Below are 25,681 nucleotides of genomic sequence, written 5' to 3'. Positions count from 1 at the left end.
CGCTCGGCGTCAGCGCGGCCGGCGCGATGCTCGTCGCCCTCGACGGGACCGTGCTGCTCATGGCGCAGCCCAGCATGCGGCGGGACCTCGGCGCGAGTCTGGCCTCGGTGCAGTGGACCAGCGGCGCGTACCTGCTGAGCGTGGCCGCCTTCCTGGTCCTCGCCGGCCGGCTGGGCGACCGGTACGGGCACACCCGGCTGCTGTTCACCGGCGTACTCGGCTTCGCGGCGGCCTCGGCGGGCATCGCGCTCGCGCCCGGAGTCGGCTGGGTGATCGCCCTGCGCGCGGCCCAGGGGCTGTTCGGCGCGCTGCTCCAGCCGGCGACGCTCGCCCTGCTGCGGCTCGCCTACCCGCCCGGGCGGCTCGGCGGGCCGGTCGCGGTGCGGACCGCGGCGATCGGGCTGGCCGCGGCGGCCGGGCCGCTCCTCGGGGGCATGCTGGTCGAACGCTTCGGCTGGCGCGCGGTGTTCGTGGCGAACGTCCCCGCCGCCCTCGCGATCGCGGCGGCCGCCCTGTTCGTACGGGTCCCCGCGCCGCCGCCCACCGAGCCCGGCCGGATACGGCCGGGCGGCGCCGCGCTCCTCTCGGCGGCCCTCGCCGCGCTGGTGCACGCCCTGGCCGGCGTACCGGAACACGGCTGGTCGGGGCCCCGTACCCTGGCCGGCTTCGCCGCGGCCGCCGCGCTGGCGGCCCTGCTCGTCCGGTCGGAGCGCCGCTCCGCCCAGCCCCTGGTGCCGCGCCCGGTGGCCCGCTCCGTCCCGGTGACGGCGTCCGTCGCACTGCTGGCCCTCGTCTCCGCCGCCCTGTTCGGGGCGCTGTTCGGGGCCGGCTTCGCGCTCCAGGACGGGGCGGGGCTCGATCCGCTGGCCACCGGGCTGCGCGTGCTGCCGATGACGGCCGCCATGGTCGTCGGCGCACCGGTCGCGGGGGCCCTGCTGCGCCGGTTCGGGGCCCGCGGAACGGCGGTGGCGGGGACCGTGCTGGTGGCGCTCGGGATCACGGGGCTGGGACCGGGCTGGGGGTTCGGGGTGCTCGGCGCGGGCTTCGCCGCGGTGATGGTGACGGCCACCGGCACGGCGGTCGGGGACGCCCCGGCCGGGTACGCCGGGGTGGTGGGCGGGCTCAAGCAGACGGCGATGAACGTCGGGCCCGCGCTCGGCATCGCACTGGCCGCGGGGACCGGGGCTTCGGTCACGGCGCTGACCGCGCTGGCCGCCGCCGGACTGCTCCCGGCCTCCCGGCTGCCTTCGGCACGACCGCCCTCACCACAACCGCCCCCACCACACATGCCCTCCTCACGACCGCCCGCGTCCCCACTGCCCTCCTCACGACCGCCGGGGTCACCGCCGCCGGCGTCACGACCGGCGTCACCGCCGCCGGTGTCACGGCCGCCCGGGGGCTGACGCGCGGGCCACGCAGCTGCGGGCCACCTCGTCGGCGAAGGCGCGGGCGAGCGGGGCGAGGGCGGACCAGCGCCGGACGGCCCAGCCGACGGCGAGCGGCGGCAGGGCGGGGACCGGCACCAGACGCAGCGGCCCGTCCGATCCGGGGACCTGCCAGCCGGGCAGGGCCGGCACGACGGCGTGGCCGAGGCCCAGTTCGGCAAGGAGGAGGGCGGTGTCCCAGTCGGCGGCGCTGGTGTCGGAGCTGACCCGGATGCCGGCCTCGGCGAGGGTGGCGTCGAGGTGGGCGCGGGAGGCGGAGTTCTCCGGCAGCCGGATGTGGCGGATGCCGCCGAGGTCGGCCGGCTCGAGGCGGGAGCGTGCGGCGAGCGGGTCGTCGGCGCCGACCGCGAGGACCCAGGGCAGCCGCATGACGGGGCGTTGCTCGATGCCCCGGACGGCGGCGCCGATGGTGATCCACGCGAGGTCGAGGTCCTCGGCGGCGAGGGCTTCGAAGCAGCTCCGGCTGGAGTTCTCGGTCTGGAACTCCAGGCTGACGCGGGGATGGCCGCGCCGGAAGGCGACGATCGCCTCGGCCATGAAGTGGCGCACGGTGGTGGCCCCGGTGGTGACCCGGACCGAGCCGCCGTCGCCCCGTACGAGGGCGTCGAGCCGGCGCAGGGCTCCGTCGAGCCCGGCGATGCCGTCGGCGGCGGCCGCCTGGAGGATCAGGCCGGCCCCGGTGGGCGAGACTCCGCGCGGGTGCCGTTCCAGGAGCGCGGCGCCGGTCTCCTTCTCCAGGCGGCGGACGTGCTGGCTGACGGCGGACTGGGTGCGGCCGAGGTCGCGGGCGACGGCGCTGAGGCTGCCGGCCCGGCAGACGGCGACGAAGACGCGGAGATCATCGAGGGTCACAACCCCCAAGGTATCCCTGGGGGGTTGGCAGAAATCCGGAGGATTGACTTGGATGTCCGGCTGCCCGACGATCGGTTCACGGCCCAGGGCGGCAACCCGGTCCCCGCCCTCGCGAGGTGGTGACCGGGTGCCGACCCGCTGCCGCCGGGGCCGGGGCCCGGGCTGTCCGGCGGGGAGGGTGGGGCCGCCCGTCAGTTGCCCCGGGCGGCGGCTTCGGCGAGCGCGGCGATGCGCGGCGCGAGGGTGGGGTCCGGCGGCTGGGCGAGCAGGAACAACCAGGCGTACGCGGTGCCGAGCACGGCGGCGTGCACCAATGCGGGATCCGCCGGTGCGGGCAGCTCTCCCCGCTGGTGGGCACGTTCCAGCAACTCCGCGATCTGTGCGCGCTCCTGCGCGATGAAGGTGTCCTGGAACCGCGCGGCGATGTCGGGCTGCTGCTGGAGGTCCGCGAGCAGCCCGGGCGCGGCCGCGGCGGTCACCGGGTCGGAGAAGATCCCGAGGATCAGGTGCGCGAGCGCCGTGAGGTCGCCGGTGAGCGTTCCGGTGTCGGGCAGGGGCCTCGATGTCCTCCCGTGGACGAGGACGGAGAAGACGAGCTCGCCGCGTGAGGTGTGACGGCGGTAGATGGCCGCCTTGCCGATGCCCGCCGTGGCGGCGATGGCGTCCATGGTCAGGCCGGCGTATCCCACGCGGGGCACCAACTCGCGTACCGCGTCGCGGATCGCGGCATCCACTCGGGTCTCGCGCGGACGGCCGGCGGGTTGCTTCGGAGGCTGCATTGGCCCATCATACGGAACTATGAGTATCGGAACTGAACGTATCGAAATTCCATCGGCCGACGTCAGCACCCGCACCCGCACCCTGACCCTGTGGGCGGGCCGCAGCGCGGTGGCCATCGGCGGCCTCCACACCGCGCTCTTCGCCTTCGCGTCCCGGTCGCACTGGGGTGGCTGGCTGGCGGGCGACCTGCGCGGCGCGGACCCCGACACCCACGCCGAGACGGTGCGCCTGTTCTGGGCACTGCCGGGCGGCTTCGCGGTGCCGCTGATCCTGCTGGGCCTGCTGCTGTCGCGGATGGCCCGCACCGGCCAGGACGTCCCGCGCTACGTGGGATGGGTCCTGGCCGGCTGGGTGGTGCTCGCCGCGTGGATCCTGGGACCGTCGGGGTTCCCGCTGGGCCTGGTCCCGGCCGCGCTGCTGATCCTCGCGTCCCGGGGGCGGCGGGGCTCCCCGGACCGGGCCGCCTAGGCCGTGACGGCGGGGCGGGCGAGCTTGGCCATGACCTCGTCGCGCAGGAGCTCGTACTCCGTGCGCAGGCGGCGCAGTTCACTGTCCGGGGGGCGGGGGACGACGACCCCCTCGGTGATCTTCTCCTCCGGTGCGAACTGCTCGCGGGTGAGGTCGATCTCTATGCCGAGACCGAGCCGGTTCCACCAGTGGTAGTCGACGCGTTCGCCGCCGACGAGGACCTCGCCGCGGATCAGCTCGCCGCCCAGCAGGTCGTTGAGGACGAGGGCGGTCACACCGCACTGGTCGCGGGCCGGGTTCTCCCTGGTCCACCGGTCGCGGTACTCGGGCGTGCACGTCATCGCGCTCCAACTGCTGCGTACGGCACGGTCGATGTCGGTCAGAAGGAAAGGCGTCATGCCGGCCATCCTCGCAACCGGCACCGACAGCGATCCAGACCCGGGCCGACCGAACGGTCGGATCGTGCGCGTTCCCGTCAGTCCGGGCGGCCGTCCGTCGCGTTCTCGTCAGTCCCGCGCCGGACCGTCCGCGAGGAGTTCGCCGATGACGTGGCGGGCGATGGCCGCCATGGCGGGGTGCGTCTTCCGGTAGTAGTTCAGCTCCATGAGGGCGATCGACAGGGCCCAGCCGCGGGCGCGGGTCCACATCGCCCCGTCGGCGGCGAGGGCGGCCCGGAAGGCGGGGCGGGCTGCGGCCGGGAGGACGTACCAGGCGGCGATCAGGTCGACGGCCGGTTCACCGAGGCCGGCGCAGCCGAAGTCGATGACGGCGGCGAGCCTCCCGCCGGAGAGGAGCAGGTTGCCCGGCTGCAGGTCGGCGTGGATCCAGACCGGCGGACCGGACCAGGGCTCGGCCCGCAGGGCCTCCTCCCACAGGGCGGTCACCGCCGCCACGTCCACGTCGGCGCCGGCGCTCGCGCCCAGTTCCGCGAGCGCGCCACGCGTCTCGGCGTCCCGGCTCCGCAGGGTCTCGCTGCGGTAGGAGGACGGAGCGTCCGCCGGATCGGCCCGGCGCAGCGCGGAGACGAACTCCGCCAGGTCCTCGGCCAGGAGCTCCGGCTCCGCGATCCGGCCGGGCACGGGGTTCTCCCCGGGGACCCAGCCGAAGACGGACCAGGACCAGGGATAGCCCTCGGCGGGCCGCCCCATGCCGAGGGGCGCGGGGATGGCGGCCGGCAGGATCGGGGCCAGCCGCGGCAGCCAGACGTGCTCCATCGCCACGTCACCGGCCGCGCCCGGCGTACGGGGCAGCCGTACGACCAGCTCCGCGCCCAGCCGGTACATGGCGTTGGAGGTGCCGGCGGAGCCGACCCGCTCGACGGGCAGCTCTGCCCACTGCGGGAACTGACCTGCGATCAGCGCGCGGACGAGGGCGGCGTCGATGTCGGGTTCGTCGGCGTGCATCTTCGTGGCGGGCACGTTCGCGGCGGGCAGGTTCGCGGCGGGCATGAGCACCTTCCTGAAGGATCCGGGCTGCGCGGCCCCCACCGTAACCGCCCGAGCCGGAGCCCGGCCCGGCTGGATGCCGGGCCGGGCTCGGTGGGGGGTGTCGGAGGGTCTTCGCCGGGCGGGGATCACGGGCCGGCCGGGAACCCCGGGGGTGGCCGGGTCAGGGCGTGAACGTCCAGCGCTGGGCCGGGGTCGTCGCGCACGCGATCCGGGTGAGCTTGGTGCCGTTGGCCGTGGCGGAGCCCGCCGGGGTCAGGCACTGGCCGGAGTTGCGCAGGCTGCCGTCCGGGCCGGTCTGCCAGCTCTGCCCGGAACTGCCGTTGCAGGTCTGGACCGTGACGGCGTTCGCGGTGGCGGCGTCCAGGCAGACTCCGCCGAGGCCGGTCAGCCGGCCGTCGCCCTGGAGGGTCCAGCGCTGGTTGGGGCCGCCGTGGCAGCTGTAGAGGGTGGGCTGGGTGCCGGGGGTGGTGGCGCTGCCCGGGAGGTCGATGCAGGTGGCCGAGGCCCCGTTGACCAGGGTGGAGGCCGCGGGCAGCGGGGTCGGGCGGCCCGTGAGGGTGATCTCGGCGGCGCTGGACCAGGGGCCACGGCCGCCCGCCTCGGTCAGTGCCTTCAGGCGGAGGTAGCGGCCCGCCTTGGCGGACAGGGAGACCGACTTGAGGGCCGCCGTGTCGGCGAAGGTGCCGGTGGCGACCGGGGATCCCCAGTCGGTGGTGGTGTCCGAGACGTAGACCTCGTAGCCGCCGATCCTGCCGTTGATCCCGCCGTCCTGACGGGGCAGGTAGCCGAGGCCGTCGGCCGTGTAGCGGGCGCCGAGGTCGATCTGGATCTCGTGCGGGAGCGGCGCGGGGGCGGAGCCGGACCAGGCGGTGTGCCAGATGGTCCCGGTGTTCCCGTCGAAGGCGTTGCCGGCGGCGCCGTTCTCGCCGCTGGTCTCCTGGCTGTCGGCGGAGACCAGGCTCCAAGCCGACTGCGGGACGGGGCTGGAGGTGACCGGGATGGGGTCGGCGGCCGGGACGGAGGTGCCGGTGGCCGAGACGCTGAACGCGGCCGACTTCGTACCGGTCTTGGTCCACAGGATGCCGCCGCGGTCGGCCGCGTCGAAGAACCAGCCCGTCGGCGCGGCGTCGTAGGCGGCCTTGCTGCTCAGCCGGGTGAGGGCGGCGCCGTCGACGGTGACCGTGCCGGGGGCGGTGGCCACGTGGAGGCTGAACTCGTAGCCGCGCGAAGCCGGTTTGCCGGTGTAGCTGCCGGTCGGGGCGGAGACGGACACGGTGACCGTGCCGGAGCCGGAGGCCGGGGCGGTGACGTCGACCTGCTGGCGGGCGAAGGCGCCGGTCTGGTGGGCGCGGGTGATGCCGTCGTCCTCGTACAGGCTGAAGGAGGTGGCCCCGCGCGGGTGGATGTCGTAGGTGAGCGTGGAGACGGCCTTCTCCCCCGTGTAGTTCATCTGCGGCCACATCGGGACGATGGCGCCGCCCTTGACGAACAGGGGCAGGGTGTCGAGCGGGGCCTGGTAGCCGTTGAGCCAGCCCGGTCCGGCATAGGTCTTGCCCGTCCAGTAGTCCGTCCAGGTGCCGGCCGGGAGGTAGATGCCGTCGCGCACGGAGGTGTCGGAGACGACGGGTGCGACGAGGAAGGAGTCGCCGGCCATGAACTGGCCGCTGGTCAGGTTGCCGCGCGCCACCGGGTCGTCGGGGTACTCCAGGACCATCGCGCGGGTGCTCGGGACGCCGGTCTCGTGCGCGGTCCGGCTCATCGTGTACAGGTACGGCATCAGCCGCATCTTCAGCTGGAGGTACTTGCGGTTGATCGAGAGGTACGGCTCCGCGAGTCGCCAGGGCTGCTTGTCCTGGTAGCCGGCGGTCGGGCCGGTCGCGCCCCAGCCGGACATGGTCATGAAGGCCGGGGTGAATGCCTTCCACTGGAGGTCGCGGGCGTACGTCTTGGGGCTGCCGGCGAAGATGCCGTCGACGTCGCCGGTGGCGTAGTTGAACCCGGAGAGGCCGGCGCCGGTGACGGCGGGGACGTGCCAGCGCATGTCGTCCCAGGTGCCGTTGGTGTCACCGGTCCAGACGACGGCGTTGCGCTGGGTGCCGGCCCAGCCGTCGACGGTCCAGACGTAGCGGCGGGCGTCGGAGTTCTTCTCTATGCCGTCGACGGCCTGCTGGACGCCCGAGAAGGCCGTCTTGTAACCGCCGCCGATCCAGGCGACGTCGGTCTTCACGCCCCGCGAACCGGCGATGCCCACCTCGTCGTTGATGTTGCCGAGTCCGGTCGAGGTCCACAGTCCGGTCTGGAAGCCCTTGGCCTTCAGCGCGTCGACCGTGGACTTCAGGGGCGCGGTGTAGCCGCAGCCGTAGCCGTCGTTGGGCAGGAACCAGCCCGAGGGCATGTCGGCGGCGCGGGCGTCCGTGGCGTAGCCGACGACGTCCGGGGTGGTCTGGTGGCGGAGCCGGTTGTGGTCGCCCTGGTAGGCCGGGTTGGAGGCGTTGAAGCAGTCGGCATTGCCGAGCTCGAAGCCCCAGACCGGAGCCAGGAAGGGCTTGCCGCTGACGTCGGTGTAGGCGTCCAGCACGGTTTTGAGGGAGGTTCCGGTGAAGTACCAGGCGTCGAAGCGCTTTTCGTCGTGGGTGAGGGTGGTGGGCGCGTTGAAACCGTAGGAGCCGGGGGCCCAGGTGTTGCGCATCACGCCGTAGTTGTTGGTGGACACGTAGAAGGGCGCGGGGCTGGCGTTGTTGTTCTCGCGCCACTTGTTGTCGACGGCGATCGGTACGGTCTTGCCGCGCAGGGCCCATTCGCCCAGGCGCAGGCCCGTTCCGTAGAACTGCTCGTCCGCCGCGCGCGCCAGGTACTGGGTGGTCTGGCTGCTGGTCCAGGAGGTGGGCTGCGTCTCCTGCCAGACGAGGGTGGAGTTGTCGGCGCGGTAGACGGAGAACTGGAGCGGGGTCTTGTTGGCCCGGATGGTCAGGGAACCGGTGGTGATCTTGTAGTAGGTGCCCGCGTCGGTCCAGGCGGCGCTCACCGGGCCGAAGTCGGTGGTGGGGGCGAGGTCGGTGCCGGCCGGGTCGTTGGTGAAGGCGCCGTCGGGCGAGAGCCAGAGCCGGAAGATGTCGGCGCGGGCGACGACCACCCGGGCCTTGGCCCCGCCGGCGGTTGCGATGGTGAAGGTGTTGCCGGACTGGGTGATGCCGGTGGCGTTGCCCGCCGTGGCGGGGGCCGGCGCCGAGGCGGCCGCCGAGGCCGGGGAGGAGAGGGATCCGGCGGCGGCCAGACCGGTCACGGCGAGGGCCGCGGCGAGCAGCGCGGCCGCCGGGGCGCGTCGGCGCCGTGGGCTCCTGCGGATGCTGATGAGTCTCATGGGGCGGCTCCTCGTGCGGTCCGGCTACGGACACACCTTTTGGCATGCACCGGGCAACATAGCGCTCCGGAGGCCCCTTTTGAAGGAAGATGCTCGCAATGGCTGGTCACCGAGCATCTTTGAACATGAAGCACGTGGCCGGGTCCACGGTCGGGCCTTCACCCGTTCGGCCCACCCGCCCTGCGCGGACCGCCCCGCGCCGCGAGCCTGGGACGAACCACGGACATTTTCTGGAGGGCCCGGCACCCATGGAACAGGCTCAACAGCCCGCACAGCCGCAACAGCCCGCATCGCTCCGTCAGCTCCTCCTCGCACCCGCGACCCTGCGGCTGCTCGCGCTCTCGGCGCTCATCGGCATCCCGGTCTCGCTGTTCGCCTTCGGCTTCGTCAGCCTCGAACACGCACTCCAGCACTGGCTGTGGCACACCGTGCCCGACCTCCTCGGCTACGACCGCGCCCCGTGGTGGTGGGGTCTGCCCACGCTCGCCCTCGCCGGACTGCTGGCCGCGCCGATCATCACGCGGATGGCCGGCGCCGGCGGGCACGTCCCCGCCCACGGCTTCGGCGGCCCGGCGACCATGCCCCGCGAGACCCCGAGCGTGATCCTGGCCGCACTGGTCTGCCTGCCCCTCGGTGTGATGCTCGGACCCGAGGCACCCCTGATGGCGATCGGCAGCGGCCTCGCCCTCCTCAGCATCCGCGCCGCCCAGCGCGCCACCCAGCCCGAGCTGGCCACGGTGCTCGGGATGGCCGGATCCACCGCCGCCATCAGCACGATCTTCGGAAGTCCGCTGATCCCCGTGGTGATGGTGCTGGAGGGGGCCGCCCTCGTGGCCGGGGGCCCGCGCCTGTTCGTACTGATCCTGCCCGCCCTGGTCGCCAGCGGGGTCGGGGCCCTGGTCTTCACCGGGTTCGGGCACTGGACCGGCCTCGGGATCGGCGCGCTGACCCTCCCCCGGGAACCCGCCGCCGGTCTGCCCGACGCGGGCGACTTCCTGTGGGGCATCCCCATGGCCGCCCTGATCGGGATCCTCATCGCCCTGGGCAAGTCCGCCGGCCTGCGCGTCCACGCCTGGACGGGCACCTCCGCCCGGCGGATCGCCCTGTGCGCGGTGGCCGTCGGCATCTGCATCACCGGCTACGCGCTGGTCACCGGCCGCTCCCCCGAGGAGGTGGCGCTGTCCGGGCAGAACACCGTCGGCCAGCTCGCCGCCGCGCCCTCCTCCTGGGCGGTGGGCGCGCTGGTGGCCCTCTCGGTCTTCAAGCTGATCGGCTGGAGCATCGCCCTGGGCAGCCTCCGCGGCGGCCCGATCTTCCCGTCCATCATGATCGGGGCCTCGATCGGCATCGCCTTCGGCAGCCTTCCCGGCTTCGGCATGGCCCCCGCCCTGGCGGCCGGCATCTGCGCCGCCGGGGTGGCCGGAACCCGGCTCCCGGTGACCGGCGTGGTCCTGGCCGCCGCCCTGCTGGGCAAGGAGGCGCCCACGCTGATGCCGCTGCTGGTGATCTCGGCGGTCACGGCCCTGCTGGCCTCCACCCTGATCGACCGCGCACGCCCCGCCGATCCGGCCCACCTCCAGCCCGCCCCGGCCGACGCCTGATCCCGCGGGCGCCGGCCGGGCCTGGTCGATGCCGGCCTGGTCGATGCCGGCCTGGTCGATGCCGGACCGATCGATCCCGGCCTGGTCGACCCCGGCCCGATCGGCACGGCACCCCCGACCCCAGCCCCAGCCCCGACCCCGGCCCGCTCAGGCCGGACCGGCGGGCAGGGCGGAGTACGGATGGACTTCGATCCGTACCGGCGGCTCGGCGAGCAGGCCGATGATCTCGTCGCGCAGCTCGTCGGCGAGCGGGCTGTTCTCGTAGGCGTCCTTCGCCTCGCGGCTGCGGAACACCTCCATGTTCCACAGCACGTCGGGGTCGGCGTCCTCCCGGGCGATGATGAAGCGGTCCGAGGACCCCGACTTCTCCATCCCGGCCGTGGCCAGCTCGAAGAGCTTGTCACCGAGTCCGGGCTTGGCCCGCATCCTGATCAGGTACGCGGGCTGGTCCTGCAGTGCCATGGTTCCTCCTGCTGTTTCACGTGGGCCGCCCACGGACGGCCATCGGTCTGGAACGACGTTCCATCAGCAGTGTGGAACGGCGTTCCATCCATGTCAAAATGGCGGGGTGACACCACCGACCCCACCGACGCGCAAGAAGCCCGAGCGGCGCACCGACCCCCTCTCCCGTAAGCGGATCGTCGAGGCCGCCGTCGACCTGCTGGACACGGCGGGCGAGAGCGGGCTGACCTTCCGGGCCCTGAGCGAGCGCCTGGCCACCGGCCCCGGAGCGATCTACTGGCACGTGGCCGGCAAGGGCGAACTGCTGGCCGCGGCCACCGAGCACGCCGTCACCGTGGCCCTCACCGGCGGGGCGGACGGAGCGGACGGACCGCCGGGGGACCTCCACGCCGTCGCCCTCGGCCTCTTCGACGCGATCGAGGAGCACCCGTGGCTCGCCGCCCAGCTCGCCACCCAGCTCGCCCACCACCCCTCCGGGCCGGTGGCGCTGCGGATCTTCGAGGCCATCGGGCGCCAGGTGCAGGCGCTGGACGCGCCCGCGAGCAGCTGGTTCACCGCGACGTCCGCCCTGGTGCACTACATCCTCGGCGCCGCCGGTCAGAACGCCGCGAACCGGATGCGCGCCCGCGGCCTGGGTCCGGACGCCGACCGGAGCGACTACCTTGACACCGTGGCGCGGTCGTGGGAACAGCTCAGCCCCGAGGACCATCCCTTCATCCGGGCGCTCGCCGCCCAGGGACTCGACCACGACGACCGCGCGCAGTTCCTCGCCGGCGTCGATCTCATCACCACGGGCGTGACCGGATCACGGGCGTGACCGGATCACGGGCGTGACCAGCCCTTTGCCTTTTTCGTAATCTTTGGTGACGAACCATTCCTTCCCTCGCGCGGTCTCACAGGCCGGCAGCCGGACCGGCCGCCTCCGCACAGGGCTCAGGAGTCACGCACGATGAAGCACCGCACACGCCGGGAGGCGCAGCACGGACACGGCCGGGTCCAGGGGCGGGCCGGCGACCGGCCGCCGCGGTGGCGCCGGTGGGCCGGGGTGGTCGTCCCGCTGGTGTTCGTGTGCGGGCTGGCCGCCGGCGTACTGATCCACCTCGACCCGTTCGACGACACCGGTGACGTCGTGCACCTCGACGGGCCCACCACCGGGGCCCAGGGGCAGGCCGGCGGTGCGCCGGGCGACCCGCTGACCCGGATGCCCACGGGACCCGCGCCGGAGCTGAGGGTGTCCGGCACCATCCCGGAGGACGGCAGCAAGGTGATGGTGACCACCCTCGCCGGGAAGAAGTCCCATTTCACCGGCAAGGTCTGGCTCTGGCTGCCGCCGCAGTACCACGACCCGAAGTACGCGCACAGCGGTTTCCCCGTGATGATCGCGCTGCCCGGGGGGCCCGGCTTCAACGCGAACTACTGGAGCGGGAGCAACCTCAAACTGGAGGCGGACATCTCCAAGTGGTCCAAGGCGGGCGCCAGCCTCCCCTTCATCCTCGCCATGCCCGTGCTCAACCCCGCATCGGACAAGGACGGGCTCTACTGGGACGGCAGCGACATCCCCGGCCAGCCGAAGATGGGCACCTGGCTCACCGAGGACGTCCCCGACCTGGTCCGCGCGACGTTCCGTACGATCGGGTCCCGCGACGGCTGGGCCTTCATGGGCAGCTCCTCCGGCGGGTTCGCCGGGCTCAAAGCGGTGCTGCAGAAGCCCGACCTGTTCCGTGCCGTGATCGCCGGCGGGCCCGACATCGTGCCCGACTCCCGGCTGTGGAACGGCCACCCCGCGGAAAAGGCGCAGAACAGTCCGCCCGAGCTCGCGCAGAAGCTCATCGCCCGGGGCGGACCCGAGGTGGACCTCGCCTTCCAGGTCGGCACCAAGGGCAGTGACGTCCAGAACCGGCCGCCGATCGAGAAGTTCATCAAGGACTACGGCAAGGGGCCCGTGAAGACGATGTTCCACATCGACCAGGGCGGCGGCCACGACGCCTACACCTACGTGCCCGGCATGTACGACGGCGGGCTCATCCAGTGGGTCAGCAAGCTCATGCGAGGGCCCGTCCCCAGCCCGTGACGGGCGGGGGGGCTCACGGCCAGGACAGGCGCCGCCGGGGAGCCGTACCGGTGCCCGCAGGGGTCGAAGACCAGAACCACCGGCTGTCCCGGGCGCTGGCGCCAGGAGATGCGCTCGGGTGCTTCCTCGCACACCGGGCAGCACGGCAGCGGACCCGGGCGGCTCTGCGGACCCGGCCGGCCCTCCGGGCCCGCCGGGTTCAGCCGCCTCGGCTCCGCCCGCTGCCCGGGGGCGGCCGCGAGCTGCGTGGAGTGCTGATCGCTAATGGAGACTCCCTGGTCGTGCGGTTGGACTGCTCGCACAATGCCATGGACGTGCCCTCTGACGCACGGGTGAATCCTCCAGTGTTCCGGCGATGTTCCGGCAGGTCAGAGGTGTGCGTCCGGGGCTTCTCCCTTCCCTCTCCGGGAAGTTGGCGCTCAGCGCGGGTCCGCGGCGACGTCCACGACACCCGATTCGTAGGCCGCGATGACCGCCTGGGCCCGGTCGCGGACGCCCAGCTTGCCGAAGATGCCGGTGATGTGGTTCTTGACCGTGGAGATGCTGATGTCCAGGTCTGCGGCGATCTCGGCGTTGCGGATCGCGGCGGTCAGCTCCTCCGGGGAGACGTCCTCGGGCAGGAACCCGCAGGCTCCGGCGCGCAGGGCGGCGACCACGGACGGACGGGGCCGTCCACGGTGAACCCGGTGTCCGGGCCCCCGAGCCTGGCGCCGGCGACGATCCGCTCCAGGCCGGCGGTGCCGGGCTGCGGGGCCGGCGGGCGCGGCGGCCGCCGGGAGCCCGGGCGGGGCTTGGCCGGCTGAGGCGTCGGGCCGGCCGGGCGGGGGCCGGTGCGCGAAGCTCCGTGGGAGGGGTTTCGCGCGCCGGCCCCCACGGGCTCACGCCAGCTTGTCGACCTCGGGGTGATCGGACAGCCAGGCGCGGACGGCCTCCTGCTCCTTGCCCTTGCCGGACTCCTGGATCTTGGCCTCCAGGCCGGTGAGCTGCGCCTCCGTCAGCTTGAAGGACTTCAGCCACTGGGCGACCTTCGGCTCGTCGGCCGCGAAGTCCTTGCGGGCGACGTTGTGGATGCCGTCGCCCTTGCCCCAGGCGCCCTGCGGGTCCGTGAGCTTGGTCAGCTCGTACGAGGCGTACGCCCAGTGCGGCGACCAGAGCACGACCGCGACGGGCTCCTTCTTCTCGTAGGCCCGCTTGAGTTCGGCGAGCATGCCCGGGGTGGATCCGTCGACGACCTTGTACTCGCCGTCGAGCCCGTACTGCGGCATCACCTTGTCCTTGAGGAGGCCCATGGCGCCGGCGCTGGGTTCGATGCCGATGATCCGGCCCTTGAACCGGCCCGCCTTGCCCTTCAGGTCGGCGAGGGTCTTCACGTCCTTCACGTAGGACGGGACGGCGAGCTCGATGGAGGTGGGTCCGAACCAGGAGCCGAGGTCGTCGAGCTTGTTGCCGTACTTCTTCCAGTACTCGGCCTGCGTGGAGGGCAGCCAGGCGTCGGTCTGGAAGTCCACCTGGCCTCCCGCGAGGCCGGTGTAGAGCGCGCCGAGCTCCAGCTGGCGGGCGTCGACCTGGTAGCCGCGGCGCTCCAGGAGCTCCTTCCAGAGGAAGGTGGAGGCGATGCCCTCGTCCCACGGGATGTAGCCGATGCTGAGCTTGCGGCCCTTGCCGATGTTCTCGACGCCGGCCCCGCCGGCGGCGTTGACCTGCGATTTCCCGGAGTCACCGAAGATGCCCAGGCCGCCTGCGACCAGCGCCAGCACCAGGGCCGAGGCCACGGCGAAGACGGGCTGCGGGCGGTGGCTCCACACCTTGGCGGTGCCGGTGGCGGCGGAGCGCGCCTTGGCGAGGGCGCGGCGGCCGAGCGGGGAGACCTGGCGGCCCAGGGCCCCGGTCATCCGGTCCAGGTACATGGCGAGGATGACGATGGAGATGCCTGCCTCGAAGCCGAGGCCGATGTCCACGCTGCCGATGGCCCGGTAGACGGCGCCGCCGAGGCCGCCGCCGCCGACCATGCCGGCGATGACCACCATGGACAGGCCGAGCATGATGACCTGGTTGATGCCCGCCATGATCGTGGGCAGCGCCAGCGGGAGCTGGACCCGGACGAGGGTGTTGCGCGGGGTGGTGCCGAAGGCTTCGGCGGCCTCGACGAGTTCCGCGTCGACCTGGCGGATGCCGAGCTCGGTCATCCGGACGCCGGGCGCCAGCGAGAAGATGATGGTGGCGATGATGCCGGGCACCACGCCGACCCCGAAGAAGATGATGCCGGGGATGAGGTAGACCATGGCCGGCATGGTCTGCATGAAGTCCAGGACGGGCTTCAGGACGGCGCTGACCTTGTCGGAGCGCGAGGCCCAGATGCCCAGCGGGATCGCGAAGACCAGCGTGACCAGGGTGGCGACCAGGACCAGCGCGAGCGTGGACATGGCATCGGGCCACAGGGCGACGGAGTCGATCAGGGCGAAGCCCGCGAAGGCGAGCAGGGCGGCGAGCAGCCCGCGCAGCCACCAGGCGGCGACGGCGAGGACGCCGGCCAGCAGCAGGGGGTTCGGCGCGGACAGGACGGCTTCGACGCCGTCGTAGAGCCCGGTGACGAGCGCCGTGATGGCGTCGAACAGCCAGGACAGGTGGCTCTGGAGGAAGTCGACACCGCTGTCGACCCAGGATCCGAGATTCAGGCGGGGCATCAGGCCGCCACCTCCGCGCAGTCGAGCGCGGCGCGGCGCTCGTCGCCGATGAAGGCGACGAGGCGGTCCTGCGGGACGGAGCCGACGACGGTGCCGTCCTCGGCCGTGACGGAGACGTCGTGCGGGACCCGGGCGCTGACGGCGCACACGTCGGCGAGCGGGGTGCCGGCGGAGACGGTGGGGCAGTCGCAGTCCGGGCGGCCGCCGGGCTCCCCGGTCATGACGGCGTCGGCCGTCAGGACCCGCGAGCGGTCCACGTCCTGGATGAACGAGGCGACGTAGTCGTCGGCGGGGCGGGTGAGGATGTCCTCGGCCGTGCCCTGCTGGACGATGCGGCCGTCGCGCATGACGGCGATGGAGTCGCCGAGCCGCATGGCCTCGTTGAGGTCGTGGGTGATGAACACGATGGTCTTGCCCAGGCTCTTCTGGAGTTCGAGCAGCTGGTCCTGCATGTCGCGGCGGATCAGCGGGTCGAGGGCGCTGAACGACTCGTCCATCAGCAGCAGGTCCGCGTCGGTGGCCAGGGCGCGGGCGAGGCCGACGCGCTGCTGCATGCCGCCGGACAGCTCGTCGGGCCAGGACTTCTCCCAGCCGCCGAGCCCGCAGAGGGCCAGCGCTTCGGCGGCCCGCCGTTCGCGCTCGGCCCGGGGGACGCCCTGGACCTCCAGGCCGTAGCCGGCGTTCTCGAGCACGTCGCGGTGCGGGAACAGGGCGAAGTGCTGGAAGACCATGCTGATCTTGGTGGAGCGTACGCGGCGCATGTCGGCCGGGGAGAGGGCCGTGAGGTCCTCGCCGTCGAAGAGGATGCGACCCGCGGTGGGTTCCAGGAGGCCGTTGAGCATGCGCAGCAAGGTGGACTTGCCCGAGCCCGAAAGACCCATGACGACGAAGATCTGGCCGGGCTCGACGGAGAACGAGGCGTCGATCACCGCCGCCGTCGTTCCCTCGGCGCGCAGCTCGTCGCGGTCGGTCTCGCCGCTTTCGAGTGCGCGGACCGCCTTCGCGACGGCCGCGCCGTTGTCGGGTCCTTTACCGAACACCTTGTACACATGCTCGGCTGTGAGCGTGGACACATACACCTCAAGGGTCGTACCGGAGACGGCCCACCGGCATACGTGCGGCCGGCGGGCCGTGGAGCGCGACGGGATCCGCCCGTCACCCGCGCACTCCGGCCGCTGTCGGCCGGCGAGCGGGTCCGCTCCAGGGGCGCTCCTGCCCGCACTTAACCCCTGCAAACGGTGAAGTGAGTCATGTCACTTACGCTGCGTGGCCGCCGGCGCCCGCCGTCGCACCCGTGCGGCCGGATTCCGCTTGCTGCGGGATCCCGGCTGCGGGACGCTCCGGGTCGGCGAGCATCGAGGTCCGCAGATGCGCGAGCACCCGGCTGAGGAGGCGCGAGACCTGCATCTGGGAGATGCCGAGGGCATCGCCGATCTGGGCCTGGGTGAGCTCCTCGCCGAAGCGCATCGACAGCATGCGCCGCTCGCGGTCGCTGAGACGCTCCAGCAGCGGCGCCAGGGTCTGGATGTCCTCGACGCGCTCCAGCGCGGGCTCCTCGGCCCCCATCGTCTCGGCGAGGCTGTGGCCCTCCGTGCGGCCGTCGGCCCGTTCGGAGCCCGGGGCGTCGAGGGAGCCGCTGGTGTGGCCGTTGGCGGCGACGAGTCCCTCGATGACCTCCTCCTCGGCGAGCGAGAGGTGCGCGGCGAGTTCGCGGACCGTCGGCGGGTGGTCGAGGAGCGCGGTCAGCTCCTCCTTGGCCTTGGCCAGGTCGATGCGCATTTCCTGGAGCCTGCGCGGTACGCGGACCGCCCAACTGGTGTCGCGGAAGTGCCGCTTGATCTCGCCCGTGATGTACGGCATGGCCAGGGCGGCGAACTCCACCTCGCGGGCGGGGTCGAACCGGTCGATGGCCTTGATCAGGCCGATGGTGCCGACCTGGAGCAGGTCGTCGAGCTCGCCTCCGTCGCCGCGGCCGCGGAAGGGGCGCATCGCGAACCGGACGAGCGAGATGTTCATCTCGATGAGGGTCTCGCGGACGTAGCGGTACTCGGCGGTGCCCTCGTCGAGCTCGTGGAGCCGGCGGAAGAAGAGCCGCGTCAGCTCGCGGGCGTCCGCGGGGGCCACCTCGCGCGGCTCCGCGATCCGGGGCGGGAGCGCGGTGGCGGCGGGGTCGGCAGGGGTGGGCCCGGCGGCGCTGCGCTCGGCGCCGGCGGGTCTCTCGGCCCGGGCGGCGGCGGGGCGCGGGACCGGGGCGGCCAGCCGGCCCGCACAGGGGCCTGGCCGGCGACCGGTGCGGGAACCGGGCAGGGGCTCGGTGCGGGGACCGGGCAGGGAGCCGGGCGTGGAGCCGGTGCGGGGACCGGGCAGGGAGCCGGAAAGGGGGCCGGCGGTATGGGAGAACGGGGCGGGTTTCGGCACGGGGTCGCTCCTTGGGCTGGTCGGCTTGCGGCGCATGACCTTGATGGGCGTACACCCTAACCGGTTCCGGATCCGTTCCCCAGTTCCCTTTCTCCTAGATCAACCGGCCGGGACCCGGCCCCATTTACGCCAGGGTCACGTTCCGTTCGCACATCGGCCGGACGGCCGCAGTCCCCTCGGCCGTCCGGTCAATTCCCTTCCGCCGCAGGCCCGCCGGGGGTTCCCGGGGCGGTGGCGAGGGCCGCCCCGGCAGGGGTGTCCGAGGTGGTGCGCAGCGCCCGGATCAAGGCCTCGACGCCGGCCCGCGCCTTGGAACGCGGGCAGCCCACGTTGAGGCGTACGAAGCCCGCGCCTTCGGGCCCGTAGGCGGTTCCGGGCATGATCGCCACCTTCTCGGTATGAATCAGCTCACGTTGGAGCGCCTCGTCGGGAAGTCCGAGGGGCCTGAGATCGATCCAGGCGAGGTAGCCGGCCCTGGGCGGATGCCAGTCCAGCCCGGGGAAGGCCTCGGCGAGGCGGTCGCCGACCATGCGCAGGTTGTCCGCCACATAGGCGTTGAGCGCGTCGAGCCACGGGCCGCCCTCGCGGTAGGCCGCGATGTGTCCGGTGACGGAGAGGACGGCCGGGGAGGACAGTCCGTCGGCGTCCTTGAGGAGGGTGAGGTAGCGCGCACAGGACTCCGCGTCGCCGAAGATCCCGTAACTGCCGGTCAGTGCCGGGATGTTGAAGGACTTCGAGGCGGAGGTCACGATGGCCCAGCGTCCGCCGGGGCGGCCGTGCAGTGCCCACGGGCGGTGCCGGTACGGGGCGTGCGCGAGATCGGAGTGGATCTCGTCGCTGATCACCGCGACCCCGTGCCGCTCGCACAGCCCGGCCATCCGCTCCAGCTCGGCCCCGCTCCACACGTGGCCGGTCGGATTGTGCGGGGAGCACAGCAGCAGCACGGTGGTGTCGGGCCGGGCCAACTCCCGTTCCAGTGCGTCCCAGTCGTGGAGCGGGACCCCGCGCATGTCCCGGTCCCGGGCCGCGAGCAGCCGCGGGAAGGCGTCGTAGGCCGGGGTGTGGACCACGACCCCGTCGCCGGGCGCGGACCACAGGTCCAGGATCCGGCCGGCCTGGTAGAGGACGGCGGGGGCGTAGGCGATGCGGTCCTGCTCGACGGGGGTGCCGTAGCGGGTGGCGTACCAGTGCCGGACCGCCGAGAGGAAGTCCTCGTGACGCCAGCGCGAGTAGCCGAGGACCCCGTGCTCCAGGCGGCCGCGCAGGGCGGCGAGCACCTCGGGGGCGGTCTCGAAGTCCATGTCGGAGATGGTGAAGGGGAGCAGTCCGGGGACCCCGAAGCGGTCCTCGACGTAGTCCCACTGCGTGCACCAGGTGCCGTGCCGGTCGACCGGTGCGTCGAAGTCGTAGCGCGTGTCCATGGGTCAGCCGACCGGGGTGAGCTTGGCCAGGGCGTCCTTCACGGACTGGACCTGGGGGCCGATGATGACCTGCACGTTGTGCTCGTCGAGCCGGACCACGGCGATGGCTCCGAGCTTCTTCAGCCGGGCGTCGTCCAGCAGGGCGGCGTCGCCGACCGTCATCCGCAGGCGGGTGATGCAGTTGTCGAGGGCGTGGATGTTGGCCGGGCCTCCGAGGGCTTCGAGGATGGCGACCGGGTCGTACTTGCCGGCGACGAGCTCGGCCTTCGGGGCGTCCGCGCCGGCGCCGGTGACGTCGTCGGCGTCGGCGCCTGCGGAGGCGCCGGCCGCACCGGAGTCCGAGGGTTCGTCGTCGCGGCCGGGGGTCTTCAGGTCGAACCTGGTGATCGCCCAGCGGAAGAGGAAGTAGTACACGGCGAACCAGATCGCGGCGATCACCGGGACCAGGTACCACTTGGTGGTCGTGCCCTGGAGGACTCCGAAGACCAGCAGGTCGATGACGTTGCCGTCGGTGTTGCCGATGTACACGCCGAGCACGGCGGAGACCAGGAAGCCGAGGCCCACCAGGACCGTGTGGATCAGGTACAGCCACGGGGCGATGAAGAGGAAGAGGAATTCGAGCGGCTCGGTGACCCCGCCGACCACGCAGGCGACGACGCCGGAGACGAGCAGCGCCTTGATCTCCGGGCGCATGCTGCGCTTGGCGCAGTGGTACATGGCGAGCGCGGCGCCGGGCAGGCCGCCGAGGTACGCGGCCATCTTGCCCTGGGACAGGAACTGGGTGGCGGTGTGCGCGGCGCCCGAGGGGGTGGGGCAGGAGAGCTGGGCGTAGAAGAGGTTCAGGGCTCCGCTGACGTGCTCCCCGCAGACCGCCCCCGCGCCGCCGGCGTCGGTGAAGCGGAACAGCGCGACGAGGATGTGGTGCAGGCCGATCGGGCGCAGCAGCACCTCGCCCATGCCGAAGAAGAAGGGGCCGAAGACCCCGGCGTGCGCGATGCCCGTGCCGACGGAGGCGATCCAGCCGCCGAGGGTGGGCCAGACGAGCGGGACGAGGAGTCCGACGATGCTCATGGCCAGGGCGGAGACGATCGGGACGAAGCGCAGGCCGCCGAAGAAGGCGAGGGCGTCGGGCATCCGCTTGGTGCGGTAGCGCTTGTGCAGCAGGGACACGATGACGCCGACCGCGACCGCGCCGAGCAGTCCGGTGTCGATGGACTTCACGCCGAGCACGTCGGCGATGCCGTAGTGCGCGATCTCGCCCTTGTCCTCGAAGTCCACGCCGCGCGTGGTGAGGAAGAAGTTGACGGCGAGGTTCATGGAGGCGAAGCCGACGAAACCGGAGAAGGCGGCGACGCCCTTGTCCTCGCGCGCCAGGCCGAGCGGAATCGCCATCGCGAAGAGGACCGGGAGGAACTTGAAGGCCACCAGACCGGTGTTGGACATCCAGGTGAAGACCAGCTGGAGCGGTTCGCTGTCCAGGAAGGAGAGGTTCTGCAGGACGGCCGGGCTGGAGAGCGAGGAGCCGACGCCGAGCATGATGCCGCAGAAGGCGAGGAGCGCCACGGGCAGCATGAAGGTCTTGCCCAGGCCCTGGAGGAATTCCCAGAGCGCTGCCTTCGTCTTCTTCATGGTGGATCTTTCGTCCGGCTTCGGAGGGGGCCGCGCAGAGCGGGGTCGTACGTATCGGGGTCGCACGTCACGGGGTCGCACATAAAGATTCCGTTCTGTGAACGAGTGGCGCTAAGAGGACAAGGGCCCCAATCCCCAGGGTCCGATTCCTCCCGCACGGGCCTCTTGTGCGGAGCTTGTGAACGCAGCACTCTGGGCGGACGACTCAGGGGGGTCAGATTCCATGATCATGCGATCACGCTTATTGCGGCGGTACGGAGCCGTCGTCGCACTCGCCTCGGCGCTCGCGCTCGGGGTGGACACCGGGGCCTCGGCCGCCACCCCGCCGGAGGGGGAGGTCCTCTACGCCGGAGCGCCGGGAGCCGTCGCCGACAGCTACCTCGTCCTGCTGGACCCGGCGCGCGCGGCTTCCCGTACGGACCGGGCCCGCTCCGTGGTCGAACGGTTCGGCGGCACGGTCGGCCGGACGTACGACGCGGCGGTCAACGGCTTCTCCGTCCGGATGACGGAGCGCCAGGCCCGGCGGCTCGCGGCCGATCCGGCCGTGACCACGGTCGCGCAGAACCGCACGCTGCACCTCGACACCACGCAGCCGGCCCCGCCGTCCTGGGGTCTGGACCGGATCGACCAGCGCAGGCAGCCGCTGAACGACAAGTACACGTACGCCTCTTCGGCCGGTGTGGGCGTGACCGCGTACGTCATCGACACGGGTGTCAACATCGCCCACAAGGACTTCGGCGGGCGGGCCCGGTACGGCTACGACGCCATCGACGGCGACAACGTCGCCGAGGACGAGCACGGGCACGGCACGCACGTGGCCGGAACGGTCGCGGGCACCACCTTCGGGGTGGCCAAGCGTGCCAAGGTGGTGGCCGTCCGGGTCCTCGACGCCACCGGATCGGGCACGACCGAGCAGGTGGTCGCCGGCATCGACTGGGTGACCAGCCACGCGGTGAAGCCGGCGGTGGCGAACATGAGCCTGGGCGGAGACCCGGACAGCGTCCTGGACGCGGCCGTACGGGGTTCCATCGCCTCCGGCATCACCTACGCGGTGGCCGCGGGCAACCAGGACAAGGACGCCTCGACGCACTCGCCGGCCCGGGTCTCCCAGGCGATCACGGTCGGGGCGCTGAGCGCCCACGACGCGCGTTCCTCGTACTCCAACTACGGTTCGCTGGTGGACCTGTTCGCTCCCGGCGACAACATCACCTCGGCGGTGTGGTGGGACGACGAGTGGAGCACCCAGATGTCGGGGACCTCGATGGCCTCCCCGCACGTCGCGGGCGCGGCCGCGATCTACCTGTCCCTCAACCGCACCGCCACCCCGGCGCAGGTGGCGACCTACCTGAAGTCCAAGGCCACCACCGGGGCGGTGCTCGACCGCGGCTCCGGCTCTCCCGACCGCACCCTCTATTTGGGCAGCGTGGCGAACCCGGTGGTCACCAAACGCCTCTCCAACACCAAGAACTACGCGGTCGGCGACCTGAAGACCATCAAGTCACCCATCACGGTCAGCGGGGTCGAGGGCAATGCCCCCGCCAAGCTGGAGGTGGAGGTGTCCGTCAAGCACCCGGACTCCGGGACCCTGCGGATCGACCTGATCGCACCCGACGGGACGGCGTACCCGATCAAGGACGAGTACACCGACTGGGGCGAGAGCGATCTCGTCGGGCTGTACTCGGTCAACGCCTCCTCGGAGACGGCGAACGGGGTGTGGCGCCTGCGCGTGTACGACGCCTTCGCCGGGAACACCGGGTACCTGGACTGGTGGGCCCTGAGGTTCTGAACGGGGCGCTGCTGAAAGCGCGTTGCTGAACGGCGCGGTACTGGAACGACTGGGCGGCGGCGCGCCCCGGGCCTGAGGAACCCGGAGCGCGCCGCCTTTCCGTTCCCGCCGGCCGGATCAGCCGTTGGGAACGGTGTCCACGAAGGCCGTGCCCGCGGTGCGGTAGCCGCCGACCTTGGCCGCCACCTGCGCCGGGGTGAGGACCTGGTCCTTGACGTGCAGGACGTAGTCCACCTTCTGGTCGTAGGCGCGGGGGGTCGAGCCCGGCTGGCCGTTGAGGTCGATCAGCCACTGGTTGAAGTTGATCGACATGCCCCGCTCGGGCAGGTACTTGGCGTCGTGCGTGCCGAAGACCTGGCCGTCGATGTAGTAGGTGATGGTGGTGTTGTCGATGGTGAGCACCAGGTCGTGCCAGCCCGCGTAGCTCTGCCGGGACTCGGTGTGCTGGTTGACGGCCACCCACGGGTCGGCCTGGTACGTCTCCCACGAGGTGGTGTAGAGGATGTTCGAGGGCTCGCCCCAGCCGCCGTTGGGGAGGTACTCGAAGTCGTACTCGGAGTAGTCGTCGGCCATCGGGGCCTTGAGGTCGTTGATGGGGAAGAAGGTCTGCACGAGGTGGTCCCCGTCCGGGCCGTACTTCGGGGCGTCGGAGAACTTCACCCGCGCCGCGTAGGTGCCGTTCTTGAACTTCATGGTCTTGGTGAGGATCTCGGTGTGCTTGGTGCTCTCGCCGGTGCCGGCCGTCGAGGTCTCCAGGTTCATGACGGTGTTGCCGCCCTCGGCCGCGAAGGTGACGTTCTCCGGAGCCCAGGTGGCGCCCGGGACCCCGGGGCCGCCCGCGTTGGAGCGCACGCTCCAGCCGTGGGCCCCTATCGCCGGGTCGGAGGAGGAGGTGTAGGTGAAGTCGTCGAAGAGGGTGGCTCCGGCCGGTCCCGGGTCGGTCGGCGTCGGGCTCGGGCCGGTCGGCGTCGGAGTCGGAGTCGGCGTCGGGTCGGGGGTGTTGCCTCCGGGCGCGGTGCCCCAGACGGTGCCGGTGCCCAGCTTGGCGGTCACCTTGTCCCAGTCGGCGTAGGCCGTGCGGGACCCGTCGAAGGAGTAGTCGTCGGACTGGCGCAGGGTCTGCCAGTCGGCGCGGTAGAAGCGCAGTTGCATGTCTCCGGTGTCGGCGCCCGGGGCGAGGCTGCCGGCGCCGCCGGTGAAGGTGATCTCCAGGTAGCGGTCGGCGGTGGCCGTCGGGTTGGCCAGGGTGCCGAAGGTGCCGGTGATGTTGGCGCAGCCCTTGACCGCCCAGGAACAGGCGAACCGGTACTGGGTGCTGGGGCTGTCCGCCTTGAAGTAGTAGCGGAAGGAGACCTGGTTCAGGGAGACGGTGCCGGAGCCGTTGTTGACCACCTTGAACCAGGGCTCCGCCTGGTCGGCGGTCGCCCCGGTGGCGCTGGTGCGGTACTGGACCTTGACGGAGTCGGCCGCGGCGGTCGCGGGCAGGGCGCTCAGGGCGGCCGAGCCGAGACCGGCGGTCAGGGCGATGGCCAGGGCTACGGCCGTACGGCGCTTGCGGCCGTCGGCGCGGGAAGCGGTCCGGCCGGGGGCGTGGGTAGGGCTGCGCATGCTGCGTTCCTCTCGGGGTGGGGGGAGCGAAGGGATCGGCCGCGCACGTTTGCGGAGGCGGCGGTCACGGGTCTCGGGATGTCTCACCTGGCTGCTGCGTCAACCCACAGGAGGGGAAACGGAGTTGACCAACTAACCAATTGGTTAGCTGAGTGGCTAGAAGGTGACATGCCCCGCCTGCGCCGTCAAGCCTGCACGGCCCCATGAATTTCGGCGGACTCCTCGCGTCCCCTTGCCCCGAGTGGTTAGATGTACATGACCAGTTGGACAGGTGAGCAGAGAGAAATGGGGGCGGGCCATGACGAAGGACGCAACCGACTCGTCCGGATCCGTACTCAAGCGCGAACGGGTCCGGGAGCACCTGCTGGGGCTCATCGACACGCGGCGGCCCGGCGACGCGATCCCCTCCGAACGCACCCTGTGCGCCACCCTGGAGGTCTCGCGTCCCACCCTGCGCGCGGCGGTGGACGAGCTCGTCGCCACGGGGCTGCTCGTCCGCGAGCACGGGCGCGGGATGTTCGTCGCACCGGCCAAGATCACCCAGGAGCTGAGCGCCGACGAGGCGGCCTTCGCGATGCGGCAGGCCGCCGGGAACTGGTCCAGCCGGATCCTGGAGCACTCCACCGTCCAGGCGGGCGCCCGGATCGGCCGCCGCCTGCGCATCTCCCCCGGCGCGAGCCTGCTCTACGTCGCCCGGCTGCGGCTGGTGGACGGGGCCCCGATGGCCATCGAGCACCTGCACATCCCGGCCGCCCTGGTACCGGCCCTGACCCCGGCGGAGCTGGAGGCCGGGGACCTCTACGAGCATCTGCGCGACCACCACGGCGTCTACGTGCACGAGGCGCAGCAGTCCATCGAGCCGACGGTGGTGAGCGAGGCGGAGGCGGGCCTGCTGGACGTTCCGCTGCTCTCCCCCGCCCTGCTCATCGAGCGGCTCACCACCGACTCCACCGGCCGCCCCGTGGAGTACGTCCACTCCGTGTACCGGGGCGACCGCTACCGGATCGTCTCGCGCCTGGCCCTCGGGGTGTCCCAGGGCTCCGGACGGCCGGGCGGCCACCACCCGGGGATCCCGCCGGGCGACCTCGGCCGCCGTGCGGTCATCACCTCCACCACCACCGGGGACGTCCACACGAGCACGTGACGGGCCTGCGTGCGGGGGCTTGACGTGGAGGTCGGGGTCCTCCTCCGTGATCAGCAGCCGGCCCGTTTCGTTGCGGGGCTGCGCGATGCGGTACGCCCTCTCGCCCAGGTCGAGGAGGGCGTCCACCCCGACGGTGTCCGGCCTGGCCCCGGGGTCGCAGACACCGGTGGTCGACAGCACCACCCGGTGGCGCACCCCGGACCCGACCGGGTGGCCGTCGACCTTGACGACCTCGCCGCTCCACTGGACGGTGCCTCCCGCCGGGTCCCGCTCGACGGCCGACTCCACGACCTCGACGGCGGTGTCGGGGAACGGCCTGAAGGTGTGCCTGCGCGGGGTGCCGAAGGTTTGGTCCGTGCACAGCCAGCGGTAATCGGCCAGGTCGAGGTCGACGGTGCGGCTGCGCAGGACGTCTCCGGGCGGCGGGGGCCCGGCCGCGGCCGCGTCGCCCGCCCAGGCCGCCGGACCTCACTCCGACGGTCCCGGCACGGCGGCGCGGCCCC

19 protein-coding genes and 1 pseudogene are annotated in these 25,681 nt (G+C 72.4%); 7 read left to right on the top strand and 13 right to left on the bottom strand.

The genetic code is table 11. The features are described from left to right. Nucleotides 1-26 precede the first annotated feature (26 nt). Complete coding sequence (locus ACWCP2_RS13490; RefSeq protein ID WP_450908812.1) at nucleotides 27-1,403, top strand: MFS transporter; 1,377 nt, start codon at nucleotides 27-29, stop codon at nucleotides 1,401-1,403. On the opposite strand, the gene ACWCP2_RS13485 is transcribed toward ACWCP2_RS13490, so the two are convergent. Together ACWCP2_RS13485 and ACWCP2_RS13480 are read right to left on the bottom strand one after the other, a co-directional pair. After that, nucleotides 1,383-2,297 (bottom strand): LysR family transcriptional regulator, encoded by a 915-nt coding sequence (locus tag ACWCP2_RS13485; RefSeq protein ID WP_450908717.1) that lies wholly within the window; start codon nucleotides 2,295-2,297, stop codon nucleotides 1,383-1,385. The genes ACWCP2_RS13490 and ACWCP2_RS13485 overlap by 21 nt on opposite strands. 191 nt (nucleotides 2,298-2,488) lie before the next feature. Continuing rightward, the gene (locus tag ACWCP2_RS13480) at nucleotides 2,489-3,076 is read right to left on the bottom strand and encodes a TetR/AcrR family transcriptional regulator (RefSeq protein WP_450908716.1); all 588 of its coding nucleotides are present in this window, start codon (nucleotides 3,074-3,076) and stop codon (nucleotides 2,489-2,491) included. Nucleotides 3,077-3,095: 19 nt separating this feature from the next. Here ACWCP2_RS13480 and ACWCP2_RS13475 point away from each other — a divergent pair, with 19 nt between their 5' ends. Continuing rightward, nucleotides 3,096-3,545 (top strand): DUF6463 family protein, encoded by a 450-nt coding sequence (locus tag ACWCP2_RS13475; RefSeq protein ID WP_450908715.1) that lies wholly within the window; start codon nucleotides 3,096-3,098, stop codon nucleotides 3,543-3,545. Here the strand turns inward: ACWCP2_RS13475 and ACWCP2_RS13470 are convergent. The 3 genes from ACWCP2_RS13470 to ACWCP2_RS13460 form a co-directional block, all read right to left on the bottom strand. Continuing rightward, nucleotides 3,542-3,943, bottom strand: coding sequence for a YunG family protein (locus tag ACWCP2_RS13470; RefSeq protein ID WP_450908714.1), 402 nt, complete (start codon nucleotides 3,941-3,943; stop codon nucleotides 3,542-3,544). The two genes, ACWCP2_RS13475 and ACWCP2_RS13470, sit on opposite strands and share 4 nt — an antisense overlap. A 108-nt stretch (nucleotides 3,944-4,051) precedes the next feature. Continuing rightward, on the bottom strand, nucleotides 4,052-4,993 hold the full coding sequence (locus ACWCP2_RS13465; RefSeq protein WP_450908713.1) for an aminoglycoside phosphotransferase family protein: 942 nt from the start codon (nucleotides 4,991-4,993) through the stop codon (nucleotides 4,052-4,054). 160 nt (nucleotides 4,994-5,153) lie between these two features. Further along, complete coding sequence (locus ACWCP2_RS13460) at nucleotides 5,154-8,354, bottom strand: TIM-barrel domain-containing protein (RefSeq protein ID WP_450908712.1); 3,201 nt, start codon at nucleotides 8,352-8,354, stop codon at nucleotides 5,154-5,156. A gap of 248 nt (nucleotides 8,355-8,602) precedes the next feature. Between ACWCP2_RS13460 and ACWCP2_RS13455 the strand changes: the two genes are divergently transcribed. Next, the gene (locus ACWCP2_RS13455; protein WP_450908711.1) at nucleotides 8,603-9,955 is read left to right on the top strand and encodes a chloride channel protein; all 1,353 of its coding nucleotides are present in this window, start codon (nucleotides 8,603-8,605) and stop codon (nucleotides 9,953-9,955) included. 147 nt (nucleotides 9,956-10,102) lie between these two features. Here the strand turns inward: ACWCP2_RS13455 and ACWCP2_RS13450 are convergent, their stop codons facing one another. Then, nucleotides 10,103-10,417, bottom strand: coding sequence for a putative quinol monooxygenase (locus ACWCP2_RS13450; RefSeq protein WP_450908710.1), 315 nt, complete (start codon nucleotides 10,415-10,417; stop codon nucleotides 10,103-10,105). 106 nt (nucleotides 10,418-10,523) lie between these two features. Between ACWCP2_RS13450 and ACWCP2_RS13445 the strand changes: the two genes are divergently transcribed. Next, a complete protein-coding gene (locus tag ACWCP2_RS13445; RefSeq protein WP_450908709.1) occupies nucleotides 10,524-11,234 on the top strand; it encodes a TetR/AcrR family transcriptional regulator in 711 nt (236 codons plus the stop codon). 132 nt (nucleotides 11,235-11,366) lie between these two features. Beyond that, nucleotides 11,367-12,488 (top strand): alpha/beta hydrolase, encoded by a 1,122-nt coding sequence (locus ACWCP2_RS13440; protein WP_450908708.1) that lies wholly within the window; start codon nucleotides 11,367-11,369, stop codon nucleotides 12,486-12,488. A gap of 419 nt (nucleotides 12,489-12,907) precedes the next feature. Here ACWCP2_RS13440 and ACWCP2_RS13435 read toward each other — a convergent pair. The 6 genes and pseudogenes from ACWCP2_RS13435 to malX all read right to left on the bottom strand — a co-directional run. Next, nucleotides 12,908-13,144 (bottom strand): annotated as a pseudogene (locus ACWCP2_RS13435) (LuxR C-terminal-related transcriptional regulator); the annotation flags it as partial. A gap of 222 nt (nucleotides 13,145-13,366) precedes the next feature. Further along, the gene (locus ACWCP2_RS13430) at nucleotides 13,367-15,172 is read right to left on the bottom strand and encodes an ABC transporter permease/substrate binding protein (RefSeq protein WP_450908707.1); all 1,806 of its coding nucleotides are present in this window, start codon (nucleotides 15,170-15,172) and stop codon (nucleotides 13,367-13,369) included. Continuing rightward, nucleotides 15,172-16,245 (bottom strand): quaternary amine ABC transporter ATP-binding protein, encoded by a 1,074-nt coding sequence (locus ACWCP2_RS13425; protein WP_450908706.1) that lies wholly within the window; start codon nucleotides 16,243-16,245, stop codon nucleotides 15,172-15,174. The genes ACWCP2_RS13430 and ACWCP2_RS13425 overlap by 1 nt, the downstream gene beginning before the upstream one ends. A 184-nt stretch (nucleotides 16,246-16,429) precedes the next feature. Beyond that, a complete protein-coding gene (locus ACWCP2_RS13420) occupies nucleotides 16,430-17,431 on the bottom strand; it encodes a SigB/SigF/SigG family RNA polymerase sigma factor (protein WP_450908811.1) in 1,002 nt (333 codons plus the stop codon). 347 nt (nucleotides 17,432-17,778) lie between these two features. Next, nucleotides 17,779-19,011, bottom strand: a complete 1,233-nt coding sequence (locus tag ACWCP2_RS13415; protein ID WP_450908705.1) for a MalY/PatB family protein — start codon at nucleotides 19,009-19,011, stop codon at nucleotides 17,779-17,781. Between the two features lie 3 nt (nucleotides 19,012-19,014). Next, entirely contained in the window at nucleotides 19,015-20,640 is a 1,626-nt protein-coding gene (gene malX, locus ACWCP2_RS13410) for a maltose/glucose-specific PTS transporter subunit IIBC (RefSeq protein WP_450908704.1), read from the bottom strand. Between the two features lie 223 nt (nucleotides 20,641-20,863). Between malX and ACWCP2_RS13405 the strand changes: the two genes are divergently transcribed. After that, nucleotides 20,864-22,426 (top strand): S8 family peptidase, encoded by a 1,563-nt coding sequence (locus ACWCP2_RS13405; protein ID WP_450908703.1) that lies wholly within the window; start codon nucleotides 20,864-20,866, stop codon nucleotides 22,424-22,426. A gap of 117 nt (nucleotides 22,427-22,543) precedes the next feature. On the opposite strand, the gene ACWCP2_RS13400 is transcribed toward ACWCP2_RS13405, so the two are convergent. Beyond that, complete coding sequence (locus tag ACWCP2_RS13400; protein WP_450908702.1) at nucleotides 22,544-24,034, bottom strand: cellulose binding domain-containing protein; 1,491 nt, start codon at nucleotides 24,032-24,034, stop codon at nucleotides 22,544-22,546. Nucleotides 24,035-24,332: 298 nt separating this feature from the next. Between ACWCP2_RS13400 and ACWCP2_RS13395 the strand changes: the two genes are divergently transcribed. Beyond that, nucleotides 24,333-25,178: a GntR family transcriptional regulator gene (locus ACWCP2_RS13395; protein ID WP_450908701.1), complete on the top strand. Its 846-nt coding sequence runs from the start codon at nucleotides 24,333-24,335 to the stop codon at nucleotides 25,176-25,178. The last annotated feature ends 503 nt before the right edge of the window (nucleotides 25,179-25,681 follow it).

Source organism: Streptomyces sp. NPDC002104, assembly GCF_053593795.1.
The sequence above is the reverse complement of the archived record's forward strand: the minus strand, read 5'-3'. Positions and strand labels throughout refer to the sequence as shown.